The sequence below is a fragment of the Streptomyces sp. NPDC059009 genome, assembly GCF_042740175.1.
Taxonomy (GTDB): Bacteria; Actinomycetota; Actinomycetes; order Streptomycetales; family Streptomycetaceae; genus Streptomyces.
The window spans coordinates 44,020-59,454 of sequence record NZ_JBHYJB010000009.1 but is presented as its reverse complement, the minus strand read 5'-3'; the positions used below and the strand labels follow the sequence as shown (position 1 = coordinate 59,454).

The following is a 15,435-nucleotide window of genomic DNA, read 5'->3' as shown; positions in this document are numbered from 1 at the left end:
GGAAGGCCCCTCACCTTTTTGTGTACCCCCGACCGGATTCGAACCGGCGCTACCGCCTTGAGAGGGCGGCGTGCTAGGCCGCTACACAACGGGGGCAAGATCTTGTGTTGTACGAGATCAGCTGGCCTACCAGGACTCGAACCTAAACTAACGGAACCAGAAACCGTCGTGCTGCCAATTACACCATAGGCCAATGAGGTCCAGGCCAGGCCCGGGACCTTCAGTACCCCCGACCGGATTCGAACCGGCGCTACCGCCTTGAGAGGGCGGCGTGCTAGGCCGCTACACAACGGGGGCCCTAGCGATCCTGCATCGAGGTCAGCGGGTGCGACCCGAAACTGTCCTCGCGGGAAGGATCTGTACCCCCGACCGGATTCGAACCGGCGCTACTGCCTTGAGAGGGCAGCGTGCTAGGCCGCTACACAACGGGGGCTTTGTGGATGTGATCCACGGTTGCAGATGAGCTCTGCGAGCTGGCCTACCAGGACTCGAACCTAGACTAACTGAACCAGAATCAGTCGTGCTGCCAATTACACCATAGGCCATCAAAGCGCAACCCCCGGTGGGGGTTTTGTTTGACTTGCGCTTCCCGGCCGGACCTCTCGGCCCTCTCGGGCGGCGCAGGAAGAACATTACCCGAAGGTGGACGGCGCTCCAAAACGGGTATCGGCCAGGAGCAGCGCGGGGAGATCGGCGAGGCTCGTGATCCGGTGCACCCCCGACGGGCCTTCCTGCGCCGAGCCGTTGCGGTCGAGCCAGATGCCGAGCAGCCCCGCGTCGCGGGCGCCCCGGGCGTCGATGTCGGGCTGGTCCCCCACGTACGCGACCTCTTCCGGCGGGAGCCCGACGGCCGCGCAGGCCGCGAGGAACGCCTCGGCGGCGGGCTTGGAGACGCCGAGCTCGGCGGCGCACAGGACGGCCTCGAAGCGGTCGCGCACGCCGAGGACGCGCAGCTTGCGGTCCTGGGCGACCAGGGCGGAGTTGGAGAGGACCGCGTGCCGGTAGCCCTCGGCGAGGGCGTCCAGGGCGGGGAGGGTGTCGGGGAAGAGGCTCCAGGCGGCCTCGTAGTGGACGAGGTAGCGGTCGAACCACGCGTCGGCCGCCGCGTCGTCCAGGACGGCGCCCAGGAAGTCGCGCACGCGGTCGCGGCGCTGGTCCTGGAACTCCACCTCGCCGGCGCCGAAGCGGGCCCAGTGGCGCTCGGTGAGCTGCTTCCACACGGCGAGGGCGCGCTCGGCCGAGCCGTACCGCTCCAGGATTCCCTCGGTGGTGAGGTGGGCGTGCATGCCCGCGGTGTCGGCGCGCGCGTAGTCGAAGATCGTGTCATCGATGTCCCAGACCACCGCTTTGATCGCCATGCCCTCGAACGTACGCGAAGGGCCCGGGAGCCGTGGTGGCTTCCGGGCCCTTCGTCTGCGTACGGAGTGCTGTGTGCGCGGTTACGCGGTGAGCTTGGCCAGGGCCGCGTCGATGCGGGTCAGGGTCTTGTCCTTGCCCAGGATCTCCAGGGACTCGAAGAGGGGCAGGCCGACCGTGCGGCCGGTGACGGCGACGCGGACCGGGGCCTGGGCCTTGCCGAGCTTGAGGCCGTGCTCCTCGCCGGCGGCCAGGACGGCCTCCTTGAGGGACTCGGCGGAGGTCCAGTCGGCCGCCTCCAGCTTGGCGCGGGCCGTGCGCAGGAGGGCGTCGGAGCCTTCCTTCATGGCCTTCGTCCAGCTCGGCTCGTCGAAGACCGGCTCCGGGAGGAACAGGAAGTCGACGTTGGCGGTGATCTCGGAGAGGACCTTCAGGCGGGACTGGGCGTGCGGGGCGACGGCCTGCCAGGCGGCCTCGTCGAAGTCCTCGGGGGCCCAGTTGGCGTGCGGGGCCTTCAGCCAGGGGGCGCATGCCTCGGCGAAGGTCTTCACGTCCAGCATGCGGATGTGGTCGGCGTTGATCGCCTCGGCCTTCTTGAGGTCGAAGCGGGCCGGGTTCGGGTTCACGTCCGCGACGTCGAAGGCGGCGACCATCTCGTCCATCGAGAAGAGGTCCTGGTCCGCCGAGAACGACCAGCCGAGGAGGGAGAGGTAGTTGAGCAGGCCCTCCGGGAGGAAGCCGCGCTCGCGGTAGAGGTTGAGCGACGACTGCGGGTCGCGCTTGCTCAGCTTCTTGTTGCCCTCGCCCATCACGTACGGGAGGTGGCCGAACTCGGGGATCGTCTTCGCGATGCCGAGCTCGATCAGCGCCTTGTAGAGGGCGATCTGGCGGGGCGTGGAGGAGAGCAGGTCCTCGCCGCGCAGGACGTGGGTGATCTCCATCAGGGCGTCGTCGACCGGGTTGACGAGCGTGTAGAGCGGGGCGCCGTTCGCGCGGACGATGCCGTAGTCCGTGACGTTCTCCGCCTGGACCGTGATCTCGCCGCGGACCAGGTCGGTGAAGGTCGTGGCCTCGTCGGGCATCCGGAAGCGGACGATGTGGCTGCGGCCCTCGGCCTCGTACGCCTGCTTCTGCTCGTCCGTGAGGTCGCGGCAGTGGCCGTCGTAGCCGGAGGGCTTGCCGGCGGCGCGGGCGGCCTCGCGGCGGGCGTCCAGCTCCTCGGTGGTGCAGTAGCAGGGGTAGGCGTGGCCGGAGGCGAGGAGCTTCTCGGCGACGTCCTTGTAGATGTCCATGCGCTGCGACTGGCGGTACGGCGCGTGCGGGCCGCCGACCTCGGGGCCCTCGTCCCAGTCGAAGCCCAGCCAGCGCATCGAGTCCAGGAGCTGCTCGTACGACTCCTCCGAGTCGCGAGCCGCGTCGGTGTCTTCGATGCGGAAGACCAGGGTGCCCTCGTTGTGCCGGGCGTAGGCCCAGTTGAAGAGGGCGGTGCGGACCAGGCCCACGTGGGGGTTGCCGGTCGGCGAGGGACAGAAACGTACGCGGACGTTCGCGTTAGCCACGCTTGATCACCTTGTTGGTGAGAGTGCCGATGCCTTCGATGGTGACGGCGACCTCGTCGCCGACGTTCAGGGGGCCGACCCCTGCCGGGGTGCCCGTGAGGATCACGTCGCCGGGGAGCAGCGTCATGGCCTCGGAGATGTTCACGATCAGGTCCGCGATGGAGTGGACCATCTCGCTGGTGCGGCCGAGCTGGCGCTGCTGGCCGTTGACCGTGCACTGGACGGTGAGGTCGCCCGCCCTGGCCAGGTCGATGTCCGTCTCCACCCAGGGGCCGAGGGGGCAGGCCCCGTCGAAGCCCTTGGCGCGGGCCCACTGCTTCTCGCGGCGCTGGACGTCGCGCGCGGTGACGTCGTTGGCGCAGGTGTAGCCGAAGATCACGTCCTGGACGCGCTCCCTGGGGACCTCGCGGCACATGCGGCCGATGACCACGGCCAGCTCGGCCTCGTGGTGCAGCTCCTCGGAGAACGAGGGGTAGGTGATCGCGTCGCCCGTGCCGACGAGGGACGTCGAGGGCTTGAAGAACGCGAAGGGGGCCTCGGGGGTCTCGTTGCCGAGCTCCGCCGCGTGTTCCGCGTAGTTGCGGCCGAAGGCCACGATCTTGTTCGGCAGCACCGGCGGCAGCAGGCGGACCTTGCTCAGCGGGACCTTGGTCCCGGAGAGCTCGAAGTCGGCGTACGGGATGCCCTTGATGATGTCGAGGACGAGCTCGCCCTCCTTGCCGGGGGCGCTGTCGCCCTCGACCGCGCCGTAGCCGACGTTGCCGTCGATGGAGAACCTGGCGATGCGCACGGTGCGGTGCCCTTTGCTGCGGAGGGGGAGAACGGACACCTCAGGCTACCTCTCAGTGGGGCGCCCCTCCTGGGGGCTTCGCCCCCAGACCCCCTTGTCGCCGCTTCGCGGCTCGTCCTCAAACGCCGGACAGGCTGATTACGCCGCCTGGATCTCCTCCGGCACGTCCATCAGGATCGTGCGCTTCGGGTTGGCGGTGTTCGTCGGCAGCGTGAGGGTGTGCTCGGGCCGCTCCAGAGGCTGCTGCACCTCGTCGGCGCCGTCCAGGTGCGCCAGGGTGGTGCGGCGGGGGTTGGCTATGTTGCGGACCATCTTCATCTGCCGTTCAGACCTTGTCGGTTGGGGCGTCACCAGCGGGACGCAGGTTGTCGGATTCGCCATCCCTGTAAAGCGTCAGGCTAAACATCCAATTCCCTGCGAAAGTCGAGAAGAGGCCATGATCTTTGTGTGAGTTTGCTCACGAGGTAGTGGGCAAATCGGTCAATTCCGGCCCAGGAATGGCCTGTTGGAAACGGACATTGCGCCATTGAAGGCGTCATTCCGCTCCCGATCATGAAGACTGGGACACCCCCTCCCGGTAGCCACCTTGTTCGCATACGTCCGCTTTCTCCTAGATCACTTTCTACGTCTCGTAACGCACCACTCACGCCCTGTCACGGAGGTCACGACCCGACACACGGGCCTTGTTGGAGATCCGGCACTGTGCTGGAATTCCCGGGACCGCCGCAGGGATCGAACCGGCGCGCAGGGGCGCAACGCAGCGCCGAGTGGCGGCGGGAAGAAGGGGGAGCGCCGGTCACTCACGACCACCATGGGGCGCTTCGGTGCCCCACGACGCCGACACCGTCCCACCGTCTTGCGGAGGGACGCCTGGTCCAGAGGTTGCGACGCTAGTGCAGGGACGTTTCAAGAGGGATGGCAGCGCTGCGGCGGAGCCGGAGCGTGGCGGCGGGACCGACCGCGGCTCCTCGGCCCAGCACGCCCAGAACCCGGGTCAGGCACCCGGCGACTCCGGCCCGCAGGCCGTGCGTCAGCCGGCCGCAGGCGGCAGCCTGCCCGCGGCGCCGGCCAAGCCGAAGGGCCCGACCGGCCCCGGCTCGCGAATAGCCCTGCGCAACTGGCGCATCTCCACCCGACTGGTGTCGCTCCTAGCGCTGCCCGTGGTCGCCGCGACCACCCTCGGCGGCCTGCGCATCAACAACTCCCTCGAAGACATCCAGCAGCTCGACAACATGAAGCTGCTGACCGAGATGACCAAGCAGGCGACCGAGCTGGCCGCGGCGCTCCAGGAGGAGCGCGACCAGTCCGCCGGTCCCCTCGCCCACGGCGCGACGGCCTCCGACTACAAGGTCAAGGGCACCCGCGAGAAGACCGACCGCGCGTACAACGCCTTCCTCCAGGGCACCCAGGACCTCGACGACTCGAGCGACGACGAGGGCCTGCTCGGCGTCCGGGCCAACACCGTCCAGATCACCGCCCAGCTGCGCCAGATCAAGGACATCCGCTCCAGCGCGTACGACGACAAGAAGTCCTCCTCGCGGACGGTCGACGCCTACAGCCAGCTCATCCAGCAGCTCCTCGGTCTCTCCGAGGACATGGCGCAGGCGACCAGCAACCCGGACATGATCCGGCGCACCCGCGCCCTGGCCGCCTTCTCCTCGGCCAAGGAGTACGCGTCCATCCAGCGCGCCATCATCGCGGCGGCCCTGCCGGAGAACGACAAGAAGTTCGGCGAGCTCTCCGGGATCGACCGGCAGTACGGCTGGAACGCGAACACCAAGGAGCACACGGAGACCCAGACGTTCAGCAGCGTCTACTCCGGCAACGCCGCCGAGCTGACCAAGCCGCTCACCGGCACCAACTCGAACATCAAGTCGTCCGACCAGTACGCCAAGCGCGTCCTGGAGCAGGACGGCGGCCTCAAGCTGCAGAGCAAGCGGTCCTACATGGACTGGCTCGACGAGGACTCGACCAAGATCGAGGCCATGTCGAAGATCGAGCTCACGCTGCTCGACGAGATGGAGCAGAAGGCCCGCGAGCTGCGCAACGACGCCGAGCAGGACGCCATCATCAACGGTGCGCTGATCCTGCTGGTGCTCGGCGTCTCGCTCGTCGGCGCCTTCGTCGTGGCGCGGTCCATGATCCGCTCGCTGCGCCGCCTCCAGGACACCGCCACCAAGGTCGCCCAGGACCGCCTGCCCGAGCTGGTCAAGCAGCTCTCGGAGTCGGACCCGCAGGACGTGGACACCTCGGTGGAGTCCGTGGGTGTGCACTCGCGCGACGAGATCGGCCAGGTGGCCGCGGCCTTCGACGACGTGCACCGCGAGGCCGTCCGCCTCGCCGCCGAGCAGGCCCTGCTGCGGGGCAACGTCAACGCGATGTTCACCAACCTCTCGCGGCGTTCCCAGGGCCTCATCCAGCGCCAGCTCTCGCTCATCTCCGAGCTGGAGTCGCGCGAGGCCGACCCGGACCAGCTGTCCTCGCTCTTCAAGCTCGACCACCTCGCGACCCGCATGCGCCGTAACGGTGAGAACCTCCTCGTTCTCGCCGGTGAGGAGCCGGGGCGCCGGTGGACCCGGCCCGTTCCGCTCGTCGACGTGCTGCGTGCCGCCGCGTCCGAGGTGGAGCAGTACGAGCGCATCGAGCTCTCGGCCGTGCCCTCGACCGAGGTCGCCGGCCGCGTCGTCAACGACCTCGTGCACCTGCTCGCCGAGCTGCTCGAGAACGCGACCTCGTTCTCGTCCCCGCAGACCAAGGTCAAGGTCACCGGTCACGCGCTGCCCGACGGCCGCGTGCTCATCGAGATCCACGACACCGGCATCGGCCTCTCCCCCGAGGACCTCGCCTCCATCAACGAGCGGCTCGCCTCGCCGCCCACCGTGGACGTCTCGGTCTCCCGGCGCATGGGCCTGTTCGTGGTCGGCCGCCTCTCGCAGCGCCACGGCATCCGCATCCAGCTGCGTCCGTCGGACTCCGGCGGCACCACCGCGCTCGTCATGCTCCCCGTCGACGTCGCCCAGGGCGGCAAGAAGGGTCCCGGCGCGCCCGGCCCGACCGGTGGTCCCGCCGCGGCTCAGGCCGCCGCGGGTGCCGCGGCGGCGCGGCGCGGTGTGAGCGGCGGCAGCGGTGCGCCCGGCCTCGGCGCGGGTCCCGGTCTCGGCGGTCCCGGCCTCACCGGCGGTCCCGGTGGCCAGGGCGGTCCCGGCGGCGGCAACGCCGGGCGTCTCGGCGCCGGTTCGGCTCCGCGCGGCCAGGTCGCGGGTTCGGGGCCGCGGGCGGCGCTGCCCTCGCGGGAGACGGGCACGCCGCAGCGGTCCGGCTCCGTCGGCGGACCGAACGGTCCCGGTGGTCCGGGTGGTCCGGGTGGTCCCGGTGGGCTGCAGCCCGCGGGTCCGACGGCGCCTCAGGGCGGCGGGGACCAGGGCAACCGCGGCGACCTGTTCCGGCCCGCAGGTGACCAGGGCGGCCGTCCCGGTACGCCGGGTCAGCAGCCGCAGCGGCCGCCGGTGCCCCAGCAGCGCACCAACGAGGCCGAGGGCCAGCAGGGCCAGCGACGCCGTCCCCAGCTGCCGCCGCGCGGTGGTCCGCGCGCCGAGCTGCCCGGGGGCAACCCGCAGCCGCGCGTGCCGAGTTGGAGCGACGAGAACGCCCAGCCGCAGGTCTCGCACGAGCCGTTCGACGCCCCGCGCGGACACGAGGAGCCGGAGTCGACCGGCCAGTTCGCGCGCCCCGCCGAGCCGACGGGCACGGGCCAGTTCAACCTGCCGGAGTCCGGGGCCCCCGGGTCGCAGAGCTCCACGGGTCAGTTCCAGCGGCCGGACGTCTTCCAACAGCCGGAGTCGACCGGGCAGTTCGCGCAGGCGGACGCCGGGTCCGGGGCCGGGTCCACGGGGCAGTTCCAGCGTCCCGAGACGACCGGGCAGTTCCAGCAGCCCGACACCACCGGCCAGTTCGCCCGGCCCGGCGCCGACGACCGCCAGGGCCCCGGCTCCACCGCCGAGTTCGCGCGCCCCGACTTCGACGGGCCGCCGCCCGGCCAGCAGAGCCCCCAGGCGCCGCAGCCCCCGCAGGCCCAGAGCCCGCAGACCACCGGCCAGTTCGCGGTGCCCGGCGTGCCCCGGCCGCCCGCCCCCCGGCGCGGCCAGGACCAGGGCGTCCCGCAGCAGCCGCAGGGCCCCGCGCAGCAGCAGCCCCAGCAGCCCGCCCAGCCGGAGCCGCTGCCGCCCGCCGCCGACCCCGGCGACGGCCGCACCCCCCTGTACGACACCCTGGAAACCAACTGGTTCCACACCCAGCAGGGCGCCCAGGACCCGCAGGGCGGCGGCACCTCGTACCCCCAGAGCGGTGCGCAGGACCAGGGCGCCCAGGACCGCGGTCCGCAGCAGCGCGAGCCCGAGCCCGCGCGCGGCGAGGCGCCCGCCCCCGAGCAGCCGCGCAGCCCGCTGCCGCCGCGCCGTCCGCAGGCCGCGCAGCCGGGACAGCCCGCGCAGCCGACGCCTCCGCAGCACCCGGCCACCGCGCCCGGCGGCCCGCAGACCGGCGGCCCGCAGGCCGGCGTGGGCAACGGTCCGGCGGCCGGCTGGCGCACCTCACCCAATGACGAGCTCGGCCGCCAGGCCGAGCGGGTCCGTCAGCCCTCGGCGGGCGGGGTCACCACCTCCGGCCTGCCGCGCCGCGTCCCGCGCGCCAACCTCGTCGCGGGCACGGCTCAGCAGCAGCAGGACAGCACAGGTCCGCAGGTCTCGCGTGCGCCCGAAGAGGTACGCGGCCGGCTGACGAATCTCCGTCGGGGCATCCAGCAGGGTCGCCAGGCCGGTTCCGGCCAGACCGGCAGTTTCCCTAGCCCCACTCACCAGCAGGAGCGTTAGTTGAGTCCGATGAGCCAGGCGGCACAGAATCTGAACTGGTTGATCACCAACTTCGTGGACAACACCCCCGGGGTGTCCCACACGGTCGTGGTCTCCGCCGACGGCCTGCTTCTCGCCATGTCCGAGGGCTTCCCGCGCGACCGCGCCGACCAACTGGCCGCGGTGGCCTCGGGGTTGACCTCGCTCACGGCCGGGGCCTCCCGGATCTTCGAGGGCGGCACGGTCACCCAGACCGTGGTGGAGATGGAGCGCGGCTTCCTCTTCATCATGTCGGTCTCGGACGGCTCGTCCCTGGCCGTGCTCGCCCACCCGGAGTGCGACATCGGTCTGGTCGGGTACGAGATGGCGCTCCTCGTCGACCGCGCGGGCGCCGTCCTCACCCCGGACCTGCGCGCCGAGCTCCAGGGCAGCCTGCTCCACTAGCCGTACCGGTTCCCGGCCGACCCCACTCGGCCGCCCCTCGTCCGAACGTTCGACCAACCGTCCGGCCGCCACTCGTGCCCCCACCAGGCTCTGTCAGACGGCACCGCAGCCCAACTGCTGTCCCGCCCGGAGGATCCATGACCCCGCCCACCGCCTCTCACGACCCGTACGGAGCTCCGCACGCCGCCCCGTACGGCATTGAGGGCGACCAGCCGCTGGTGCGTCCGTACGCGATGACCGGCGGCCGGACCCGGCCCCGCTACCAGCTCGCCATCGAGGCGCTGGTGAGCACGACGGCCGACCCGGCCCAGCTGATGGGGCTGCTCCCCGAACACCAGCGGATCTGCCACCTGTGCCGTGAGGTCAAGTCGGTGGCCGAGGTCTCGGCCCTGCTCTCGATGCCGCTCGGCGTCGCGCGCATCCTCGTGGCGGACCTGGCGGAGGCCGGGCTCGTCGCCATCCACCAGCCCGGCGGCGACGAGAACGCCGGTGGCCAGCCTGACGTGACACTGCTCGAGAGGGTGCTCAGTGGACTTCGCAAGCTCTAACACCGAAAGCCGGTCCACCACTTCGGCCAAGATCGTGGTGGCGGGCGGCTTCGGCGTGGGCAAGACCACGTTCGTCGGGGCGGTCTCTGAGATCAACCCGCTGCGCACCGAGGCCGTCATGACGTCCGCCTCCGCGGGCATCGACGACCTCACCCACACCGGAGACAAGACGACGACCACCGTCGCCATGGACTTCGGCCGCATCACCCTCGACCAGGACCTCATCCTCTACCTCTTCGGCACCCCCGGACAGGACCGGTTCTGGTTCATGTGGGACGACCTCGTCCGCGGCGCCATCGGCGCCGTCGTCCTCGTCGACACCCGCCGCCTCGCCGACTGCTTCCCCGCCGTCGACTACTTCGAGAACTCCGGTCTTCCGTTCGTCATCGCGCTGAACGGCTTTGACGGGCACCAGCCGTACACCCCCGACGAGGTCCGCGAAGCGCTGCAGATCGGGCCGGGTACGCCGATCATCACCACCGACGCGCGACACCGTGCGGACGCAAAGAGTGGCTTGATCACGCTGGTCGAGCACGCGCTGATGGCCCGACTCAAGTAGTCCCTCAAGTGGGCTGAGCCATACGGCAGTTGTCGTACATCGCACGGCGCGGTCTGTGTCCTTTGACACGGCCGTCCGCCGTGTTCATAACGTTTCGACAGAGAATTCCGGTGACGCAGACACGCGTCGCGTTCACCTGGTGTCGCTGTGTTCACATGAGCCTCGCCTTTTGGCGGGGCTCGCTCTTTATGACCGTTTTATCTGAGGCTTTCGCCACTCGGAAGATTTCGTTCCCACTGTTTGGCGAGCGTCCGCCTGACGTGCTGGAATGCGCTGAACTGCCCAGTAGCACGGGCCTTGGAGACGACAGCGGCGCCGACGTGGGTGCCGCCGCCGAGAGGTTGTTGGTCGAGTGAGGCGAAGCAAGACGAGCCCCGCACCGCAGCAGACGCGGGACACGCGGGGCAACTTCACCCCGCCGTCGCGCACAGCGGCATCGCCCGCGGCGGGCGCCCCCGGCGCAGCGGGCGGCGAGGCCCCGGCCGACCCCGGCGGCAGGTTCTCGCCGCGCAACTGGCGGGTGCCCACCCGGCTGAACGCGATCCTCCTCATACCCGTGCTCGTCGGCCTCGTCATGGGCGGCTTCCAGGTCAAGGCGGCCATCGACACCTGGAACCAGGCCCGCGACGCCGAGAGCACCGCCCGTCTGGTCCGGGCCGCCCTGACCTACAGCAACCGCCTCATCGAAGAGCGCGACATCTCCGCCGCTCCCCTCCTGAAGGGCAAGCGGAACGACCCCGCCGTCGTCAAGGCCCGCAAGGCCACCGACGCCGCCGCCGCCGAGTTCAAGGCCGCGACCACGGACATGCCGGACAAGGAGGGCCTCAACCGGCGCCTCGACGGCTTCCACAAGGTCGAGCCGAAGCTGACCGCGCTGCGCCAGGCCGCGTACACCTCCAAGCTCCCCGGCGTGCAGACCGAAGAGGGCTACGTCGCCATCCAGCACCCGCTGATGGAGTTCGCCAACGAACTGGGCCTCGGCACCGGCAACATCACCAGCTACGGCCGCACCGTCTACGCGATCTCGCTGTCCAAGGGCGCGCTCTCCCTGGAGCGCTCCATCGGCACGCACCTGCTGACCGAGCCCGGGCCCGGCACCGCCGCGTTCACCAAGCAGCGCACCTCCTTCGCCTCGTACGCCTACCTCGAGAACATCGCCATCGAGGAGTACACCGGTGGTGGCACCGCCGAGGACGTCGCCAAGCTCGACGAGGCCAGGGAGAAGCTGAAGGCCGACGGCGAGGCCCAGGCCAAGAAGGCCGCGGCCGCCGCGAAGGCGAAGGGCAAGAAGTTCACGCCGCCGCCGGCGCCCGAGAAGATGGTCGCGGGCATCGCGGGGATGCCGTCCACGCAGCCGAGCGCCCGTCTCGCCCTGGCCGGCCAGGGCATCACGGCCGAGAGCTGGTGGGCCTCCACCACCGCGCGCTTCGACGCCTACCGCACCATCGAGTCGGACCTCGCCGACAAGGCCGTGAACGAGGCGTCGGACATCGCCGACAACGCCAAGCAGGACGCGTACCTCAACGGCGCCGTCGTGGTGGTCGCGCTGCTCGCCGCCTTCGTCCTGGCCGGGCTCATGGCCCGCCAGATGTCCCGCTCCATGCGCCAGCTGCGCACCGCCGCCTTCGGCATCGCCGAGCAGCGCCTGCCGATGCTGGTCGACCAGCTCTCGCGCACCGACCCGGGCCGCGTGGACACCCGTGTCCAGCCCATCCCGATCACGTCCACGGACGAGATCGGCGAGGTCGCCCGCGCCTTCGACCAGGTGCACCGCGAGGCCGTCCGGCTCGCCGCCGAGCAGGCCCTGCTGCGGGGCAACATCAACGCGATCTTCACCAACCTGTCGCGCCGCAACCAGTCGCTGATCGAGGGCCAGCTGACCCTCATCACCGACCTGGAGAACAACGAGGCCGACCCGGACCAGCTGGAGTCCCTCTTCAAGCTGGACCACCTGGCGACCCGTATGCGCCGCAACGGCGAGAACCTCCTGGTCCTCTCCGGCGAGGAGCCCGGCCGCCGCTGGGACCAGCCGGTGCCGCTGGTCGACGTCCTGCGCGCCGCCTCCTCCGAGGTGGAGCAGTACGAGCGCATCGAGCTCTCCGGCGTCCCGGAGGCCGAGATCCACGGCCTGGCCGTGACCGACCTCGTGCACCTGCTCGCCGAGCTGCTGGAGAACGCCACCACGTTCTCCTCGCCGCAGACCAAGGTCCGGGTCACCGCGACCCGTCTTCCCGACGGTCGCGTGATGGTCGAGATCCACGACAAGGGCATCGGCCTGACCGCCGAGGACTTCGCGGACATCAACCACAAGCTGGCCAACCCGCCGACCGTGGACGCCGCGATCTCGCAGCGCATGGGCCTGTTCGTGGTCGGCCGGCTGGCCGACCGGCACGGCATCCGCGTCCAGCTGCGCCCCTCCGGCGAGCAGGCGGGCACCACCTCGCTGGTCATGCTCCCGGACGGGATCACGCACGGCGGTGGCGGTGAACTCCAGTCGCACGACCCGGAGTTCACGGTCTCCTCGATCATCCCGGAGCAGCAGCCCGAGCAGCCCGCCTTCGAGCACGCCCCGCTGCGCACCGCCGCGGAGCTCGGCTTCGACGACAGCCGCTACCACGGCGAGCACCCCGAGGCGACGCCCGAACTCGACCCGGTGGGCCGGTCGTTGATGCGCGAGGAGCGGCGTGCCGCCCTGGAGGCGCAGGCCCAGGGCCAGCCGAACGGCGGTCACCGTCCGCTCTTCCGCGACGAGGTCGAGGCGCAGCAGCAGCCGCACACGGCACCGCAGGACACGTACGAGCACGTCCGGCAGGACGTGTACGAGCAGCCACAGCAGCATCAGCAGGGCGCGTACGACCAACAGCAGGGCGCGTACGACCAGTTCACTCCGGCGCACGACGGTTACCAGGACGGCGCGTATGCGGAGCCGGGCTACCAAGATGACTGGCCGCTCCAGAACGGGTATGCGCAGGACACGGATGCGTATCAGAGCGAGTACGCTCCGGAACCGGAATCTGCTCCGGCCGCTCCCCAGGGAGAAGCCGAGCGCGTAGGCTTCGACCGTCCCGGCCCGACGCCGTCGGTCGTCCACGAGATGACGGACGCGGGGCTCCCCCGACGCGGCTCCACGGCGCCGGGCGGCACCGCACCGTCGAACGGCGACGCGGCGTCGAACGGGAACGCGGCGTCGAACGGAACCGGCAGCGCCCCCGCCGCCGCGCCCCATGACAACGCCGACGGCGACAGCTGGCGTTCGTCCAACGACGATCGCTGGCAGCGCGCCGAGCAGCTCCGTGCGCCGAGGGCGGGCGGGGTCACCTCGTCCGGCCTGCCGCGCCGGGTGCCCAAGGCCAATCTGGTCGAGGGCACCGCGGAGCAGACCCCGCAGGGCGGCCCCCAGGTCTCCCGCGACCCCGAGGACGTGCGGGGCAGGTTGAGCAACCTGCGCCGGGGCGTCCAGCGGGGCCGCAGCGCAGGTAGTGACACGAACGGCCAGGGCTTCGGCCCTGACAGCACCTACAACCAGGAGCGTTAGTGTGAGCCCGATGAGCCAGGCGGCGCAGAACCTGAACTGGTTGATCACCAACTTCGTGGACAACACCCCCGGGGTGTCCCACACGGTGGTGGTCTCCGCCGACGGACTCCTTCTGGCGATGTCCGAAGGTTTTCCCCGCGACCGTGCCGACCAGCTCGCGGCCGTCGCATCGGGTCTGACGTCCCTCACCGCCGGGGCCTCCCGGATCTTCGAGGGCGGCTCCGTCACCCAGACCGTTGTGGAGATGGAGCGAGGATTTCTCTTCATCATGTCCATCTCGGACGGGTCCTCGCTGGCCGTCCTCGCCCACCCGGATGCGGACATCGGTCTCATTGGGTACGAGATGGCACTTCTTGTCGACCGCGCGGGCACGGTTCTCACCCCGGACCTGCGTGCCGAGCTCCAAGGGAGCCTTCTCAACTAGCAGACAGACGGTGCGTTTTCGCGTCCCGTGGCCGTAAAGTTTCGGGACGCGGCTCCACAGTGATGGTGCCCGGCACATTCGGAGGAGGAGCACGTGACAGGTGCCGCTACACCCCCAGAGGGTTCGTCGTCGGCCAACTGGTCCGCAGGTCGTGGCCAGGGCCAGGGCGGTCCCCAGGACGGGCAGCCGAACCGGTACAACTTCCCCTCCGCGCCCAGCCACCGACGCCAGCCGTACCCCCCGCAGCAGCAGCAGCCGCCGCAGCACCATCAGCAGCAGCGGCCCCACCAGCAGCCGCAGGGGCCCGGCCCGTCACCGTACGAGCAGCCGCACGCGCCCCGCATCCAGCCCGTGCAGCCCCAGCGACGCGCCCCCGAACCGGCGCCCGCGGGAGCCGCGAACAACCCCCTGGTGCGCCCGTACGCCATGACGGGCGGCCGCACCAGGCCCCGCTACCAGCTCGCCATCGAGGCGCTGGTGCACACCACCGCACAACCGCACCAGTTGCAGGGCCAGTTGCCCGAGCATCAGCGGATCTGCAACCTGTGCCGGGAGATCAAGTCGGTGGCCGAGATCTCGGCCCTGCTCTCGATCCCCCTCGGCGTCGCCCGGATCCTTGTCGCCGACTTGGCGGAGGCCGGGCTCGTCGCCATCCATCAGCCGGGCGGAGACGAATCCGCCGGCGGCCAGCCAGACGTGACACTGCTCGAAAGGGTGCTCAGTGGACTTCGCAAGCTCTAGCGGCGGAGCAACAGCCCGCTCCACGACCTCGGCCAAGATCGTGGTGGCGGGCGGCTTCGGCGTGGGCAAGACCACGTTCGTCGGGGCGGTCTCTGAGATCAACCCGCTGCGCACCGAGGCCGTCATGACGTCCGCCTCCGCGGGCATCGACGACCTCACCCACACCGGAGACAAGACCACCACCACGGTGGCCATGGACTTCGGCCGCATCACCCTCGACCAGGACCTCATCCTCTACCTCTTCGGCACCCCCGGACAGGACCGGTTCTGGTTCATGTGGGACGACCTCGTCCGCGGCGCCATCGGCGCCGTCGTCCTCGTCGACACCCGCCGCCTCGCCGACTGCTTCCCCGCCGTCGACTACTTCGAGAACAGCGGCCTCCCCTTCGTCATCGCCCTCAACGGCTTCGACGGACACCAGCCCTACACCCCCGACGAGGTGCGCGAGGCCCTGCAGATCGGGCCGGACACCCCGATCATCACCACCGACGCCCGCCACCGCGCGGACGCGAAGAGCGCGCTGATCACACTGGTCGAGCATGCGCTGATGGCCCGCCTGCGGTAGCTCTCGCACGCCTGCCTCCTGCCGAACGTGACCGTGGGCGGGGTCCGTTCACCGGATATCCGGTGGA

At 70.5% G+C, this 15,435-nt stretch carries 12 protein-coding genes and 5 tRNA genes; 8 read left to right on the top strand and 9 right to left on the bottom strand.

The annotated features are described in order from the left end of the window. Positions 1-23: 23 nt before the first annotated feature. From ACFWYM_RS11090 to ACFWYM_RS11050, 9 genes are all read right to left on the bottom strand, one after another. Positions 24-96 (bottom strand) — tRNA-Glu (locus tag ACFWYM_RS11090). Positions 97-121: 25 nt separating this feature from the next. After that, positions 122-193: transfer RNA gene (locus ACFWYM_RS11085), tRNA-Gln, on the bottom strand. 31 nt (positions 194-224) lie between these two features. Beyond that, a tRNA-Glu gene (locus ACFWYM_RS11080) sits at positions 225-297 on the bottom strand. Positions 298-360: 63 nt separating this feature from the next. Beyond that, a tRNA-Glu gene (locus ACFWYM_RS11075) sits at positions 361-433 on the bottom strand. Between the two features lie 40 nt (positions 434-473). Beyond that, positions 474-545, bottom strand: a tRNA-Gln gene (locus tag ACFWYM_RS11070). Between the two features lie 87 nt (positions 546-632). Further along, positions 633-1,358: an HAD family hydrolase gene (locus ACFWYM_RS11065; RefSeq protein ID WP_384833477.1), complete on the bottom strand. Its 726-nt coding sequence runs from the start codon at positions 1,356-1,358 to the stop codon at positions 633-635. Between the two features lie 81 nt (positions 1,359-1,439). Next, complete coding sequence (gltX, locus tag ACFWYM_RS11060; protein ID WP_384833474.1) at positions 1,440-2,915, bottom strand: glutamate--tRNA ligase; 1,476 nt, start codon at positions 2,913-2,915, stop codon at positions 1,440-1,442. Next, positions 2,908-3,705, bottom strand: a complete 798-nt coding sequence (locus tag ACFWYM_RS11055; RefSeq protein ID WP_384833471.1) for a fumarylacetoacetate hydrolase family protein — start codon at positions 3,703-3,705, stop codon at positions 2,908-2,910. Before ACFWYM_RS11055 ends, gltX begins: the two co-directional genes overlap by 8 nt. 138 nt (positions 3,706-3,843) lie before the next feature. Then, positions 3,844-4,023, bottom strand: coding sequence for a hypothetical protein (locus ACFWYM_RS11050; RefSeq protein WP_384833935.1), 180 nt, complete (start codon positions 4,021-4,023; stop codon positions 3,844-3,846). Between the two features lie 575 nt (positions 4,024-4,598). Here ACFWYM_RS11050 and ACFWYM_RS11045 point away from each other — a divergent pair. The 8 genes from ACFWYM_RS11045 to ACFWYM_RS11010 all read left to right on the top strand — a co-directional run bounded on the left by ACFWYM_RS11045 (position 4,599) and on the right by ACFWYM_RS11010 (position 15,368). Continuing rightward, on the top strand, positions 4,599-8,573 hold the full coding sequence (locus tag ACFWYM_RS11045) for a nitrate- and nitrite sensing domain-containing protein (protein ID WP_384833468.1): 3,975 nt from the start codon (positions 4,599-4,601) through the stop codon (positions 8,571-8,573). A gap of 9 nt (positions 8,574-8,582) precedes the next feature. Next, positions 8,583-8,996: a roadblock/LC7 domain-containing protein gene (locus ACFWYM_RS11040; protein WP_030787430.1), complete on the top strand. Its 414-nt coding sequence runs from the start codon at positions 8,583-8,585 to the stop codon at positions 8,994-8,996. Positions 8,997-9,133: 137 nt separating this feature from the next. Next, positions 9,134-9,544, top strand: coding sequence for a DUF742 domain-containing protein (locus ACFWYM_RS11035; RefSeq protein WP_384833465.1), 411 nt, complete (start codon positions 9,134-9,136; stop codon positions 9,542-9,544). After that, positions 9,525-10,103 (top strand): ATP/GTP-binding protein, encoded by a 579-nt coding sequence (locus ACFWYM_RS11030; protein ID WP_384833462.1) that lies wholly within the window; start codon positions 9,525-9,527, stop codon positions 10,101-10,103. Before ACFWYM_RS11035 ends, ACFWYM_RS11030 begins: the two co-directional genes overlap by 20 nt. A gap of 352 nt (positions 10,104-10,455) precedes the next feature. Beyond that, positions 10,456-13,638 carry a nitrate- and nitrite sensing domain-containing protein gene (locus ACFWYM_RS11025; protein WP_384833459.1) on the top strand — a complete coding sequence of 1,061 codons (3,183 nt, stop codon included), beginning with the start codon at positions 10,456-10,458 and terminating at the stop codon, positions 13,636-13,638. 10 nt (positions 13,639-13,648) lie between these two features. Beyond that, entirely contained in the window at positions 13,649-14,062 is a 414-nt protein-coding gene (locus ACFWYM_RS11020) for a roadblock/LC7 domain-containing protein (protein WP_030787419.1), read from the top strand. 93 nt (positions 14,063-14,155) lie between these two features. Continuing rightward, positions 14,156-14,803, top strand: a complete 648-nt coding sequence (locus ACFWYM_RS11015; RefSeq protein ID WP_384833456.1) for a DUF742 domain-containing protein — start codon at positions 14,156-14,158, stop codon at positions 14,801-14,803. Further along, positions 14,784-15,368 (top strand): ATP/GTP-binding protein, encoded by a 585-nt coding sequence (locus ACFWYM_RS11010; protein WP_030361923.1) that lies wholly within the window; start codon positions 14,784-14,786, stop codon positions 15,366-15,368. The genes ACFWYM_RS11015 and ACFWYM_RS11010 overlap by 20 nt, the downstream gene beginning before the upstream one ends. The last annotated feature ends 67 nt before the right edge of the window (positions 15,369-15,435 follow it).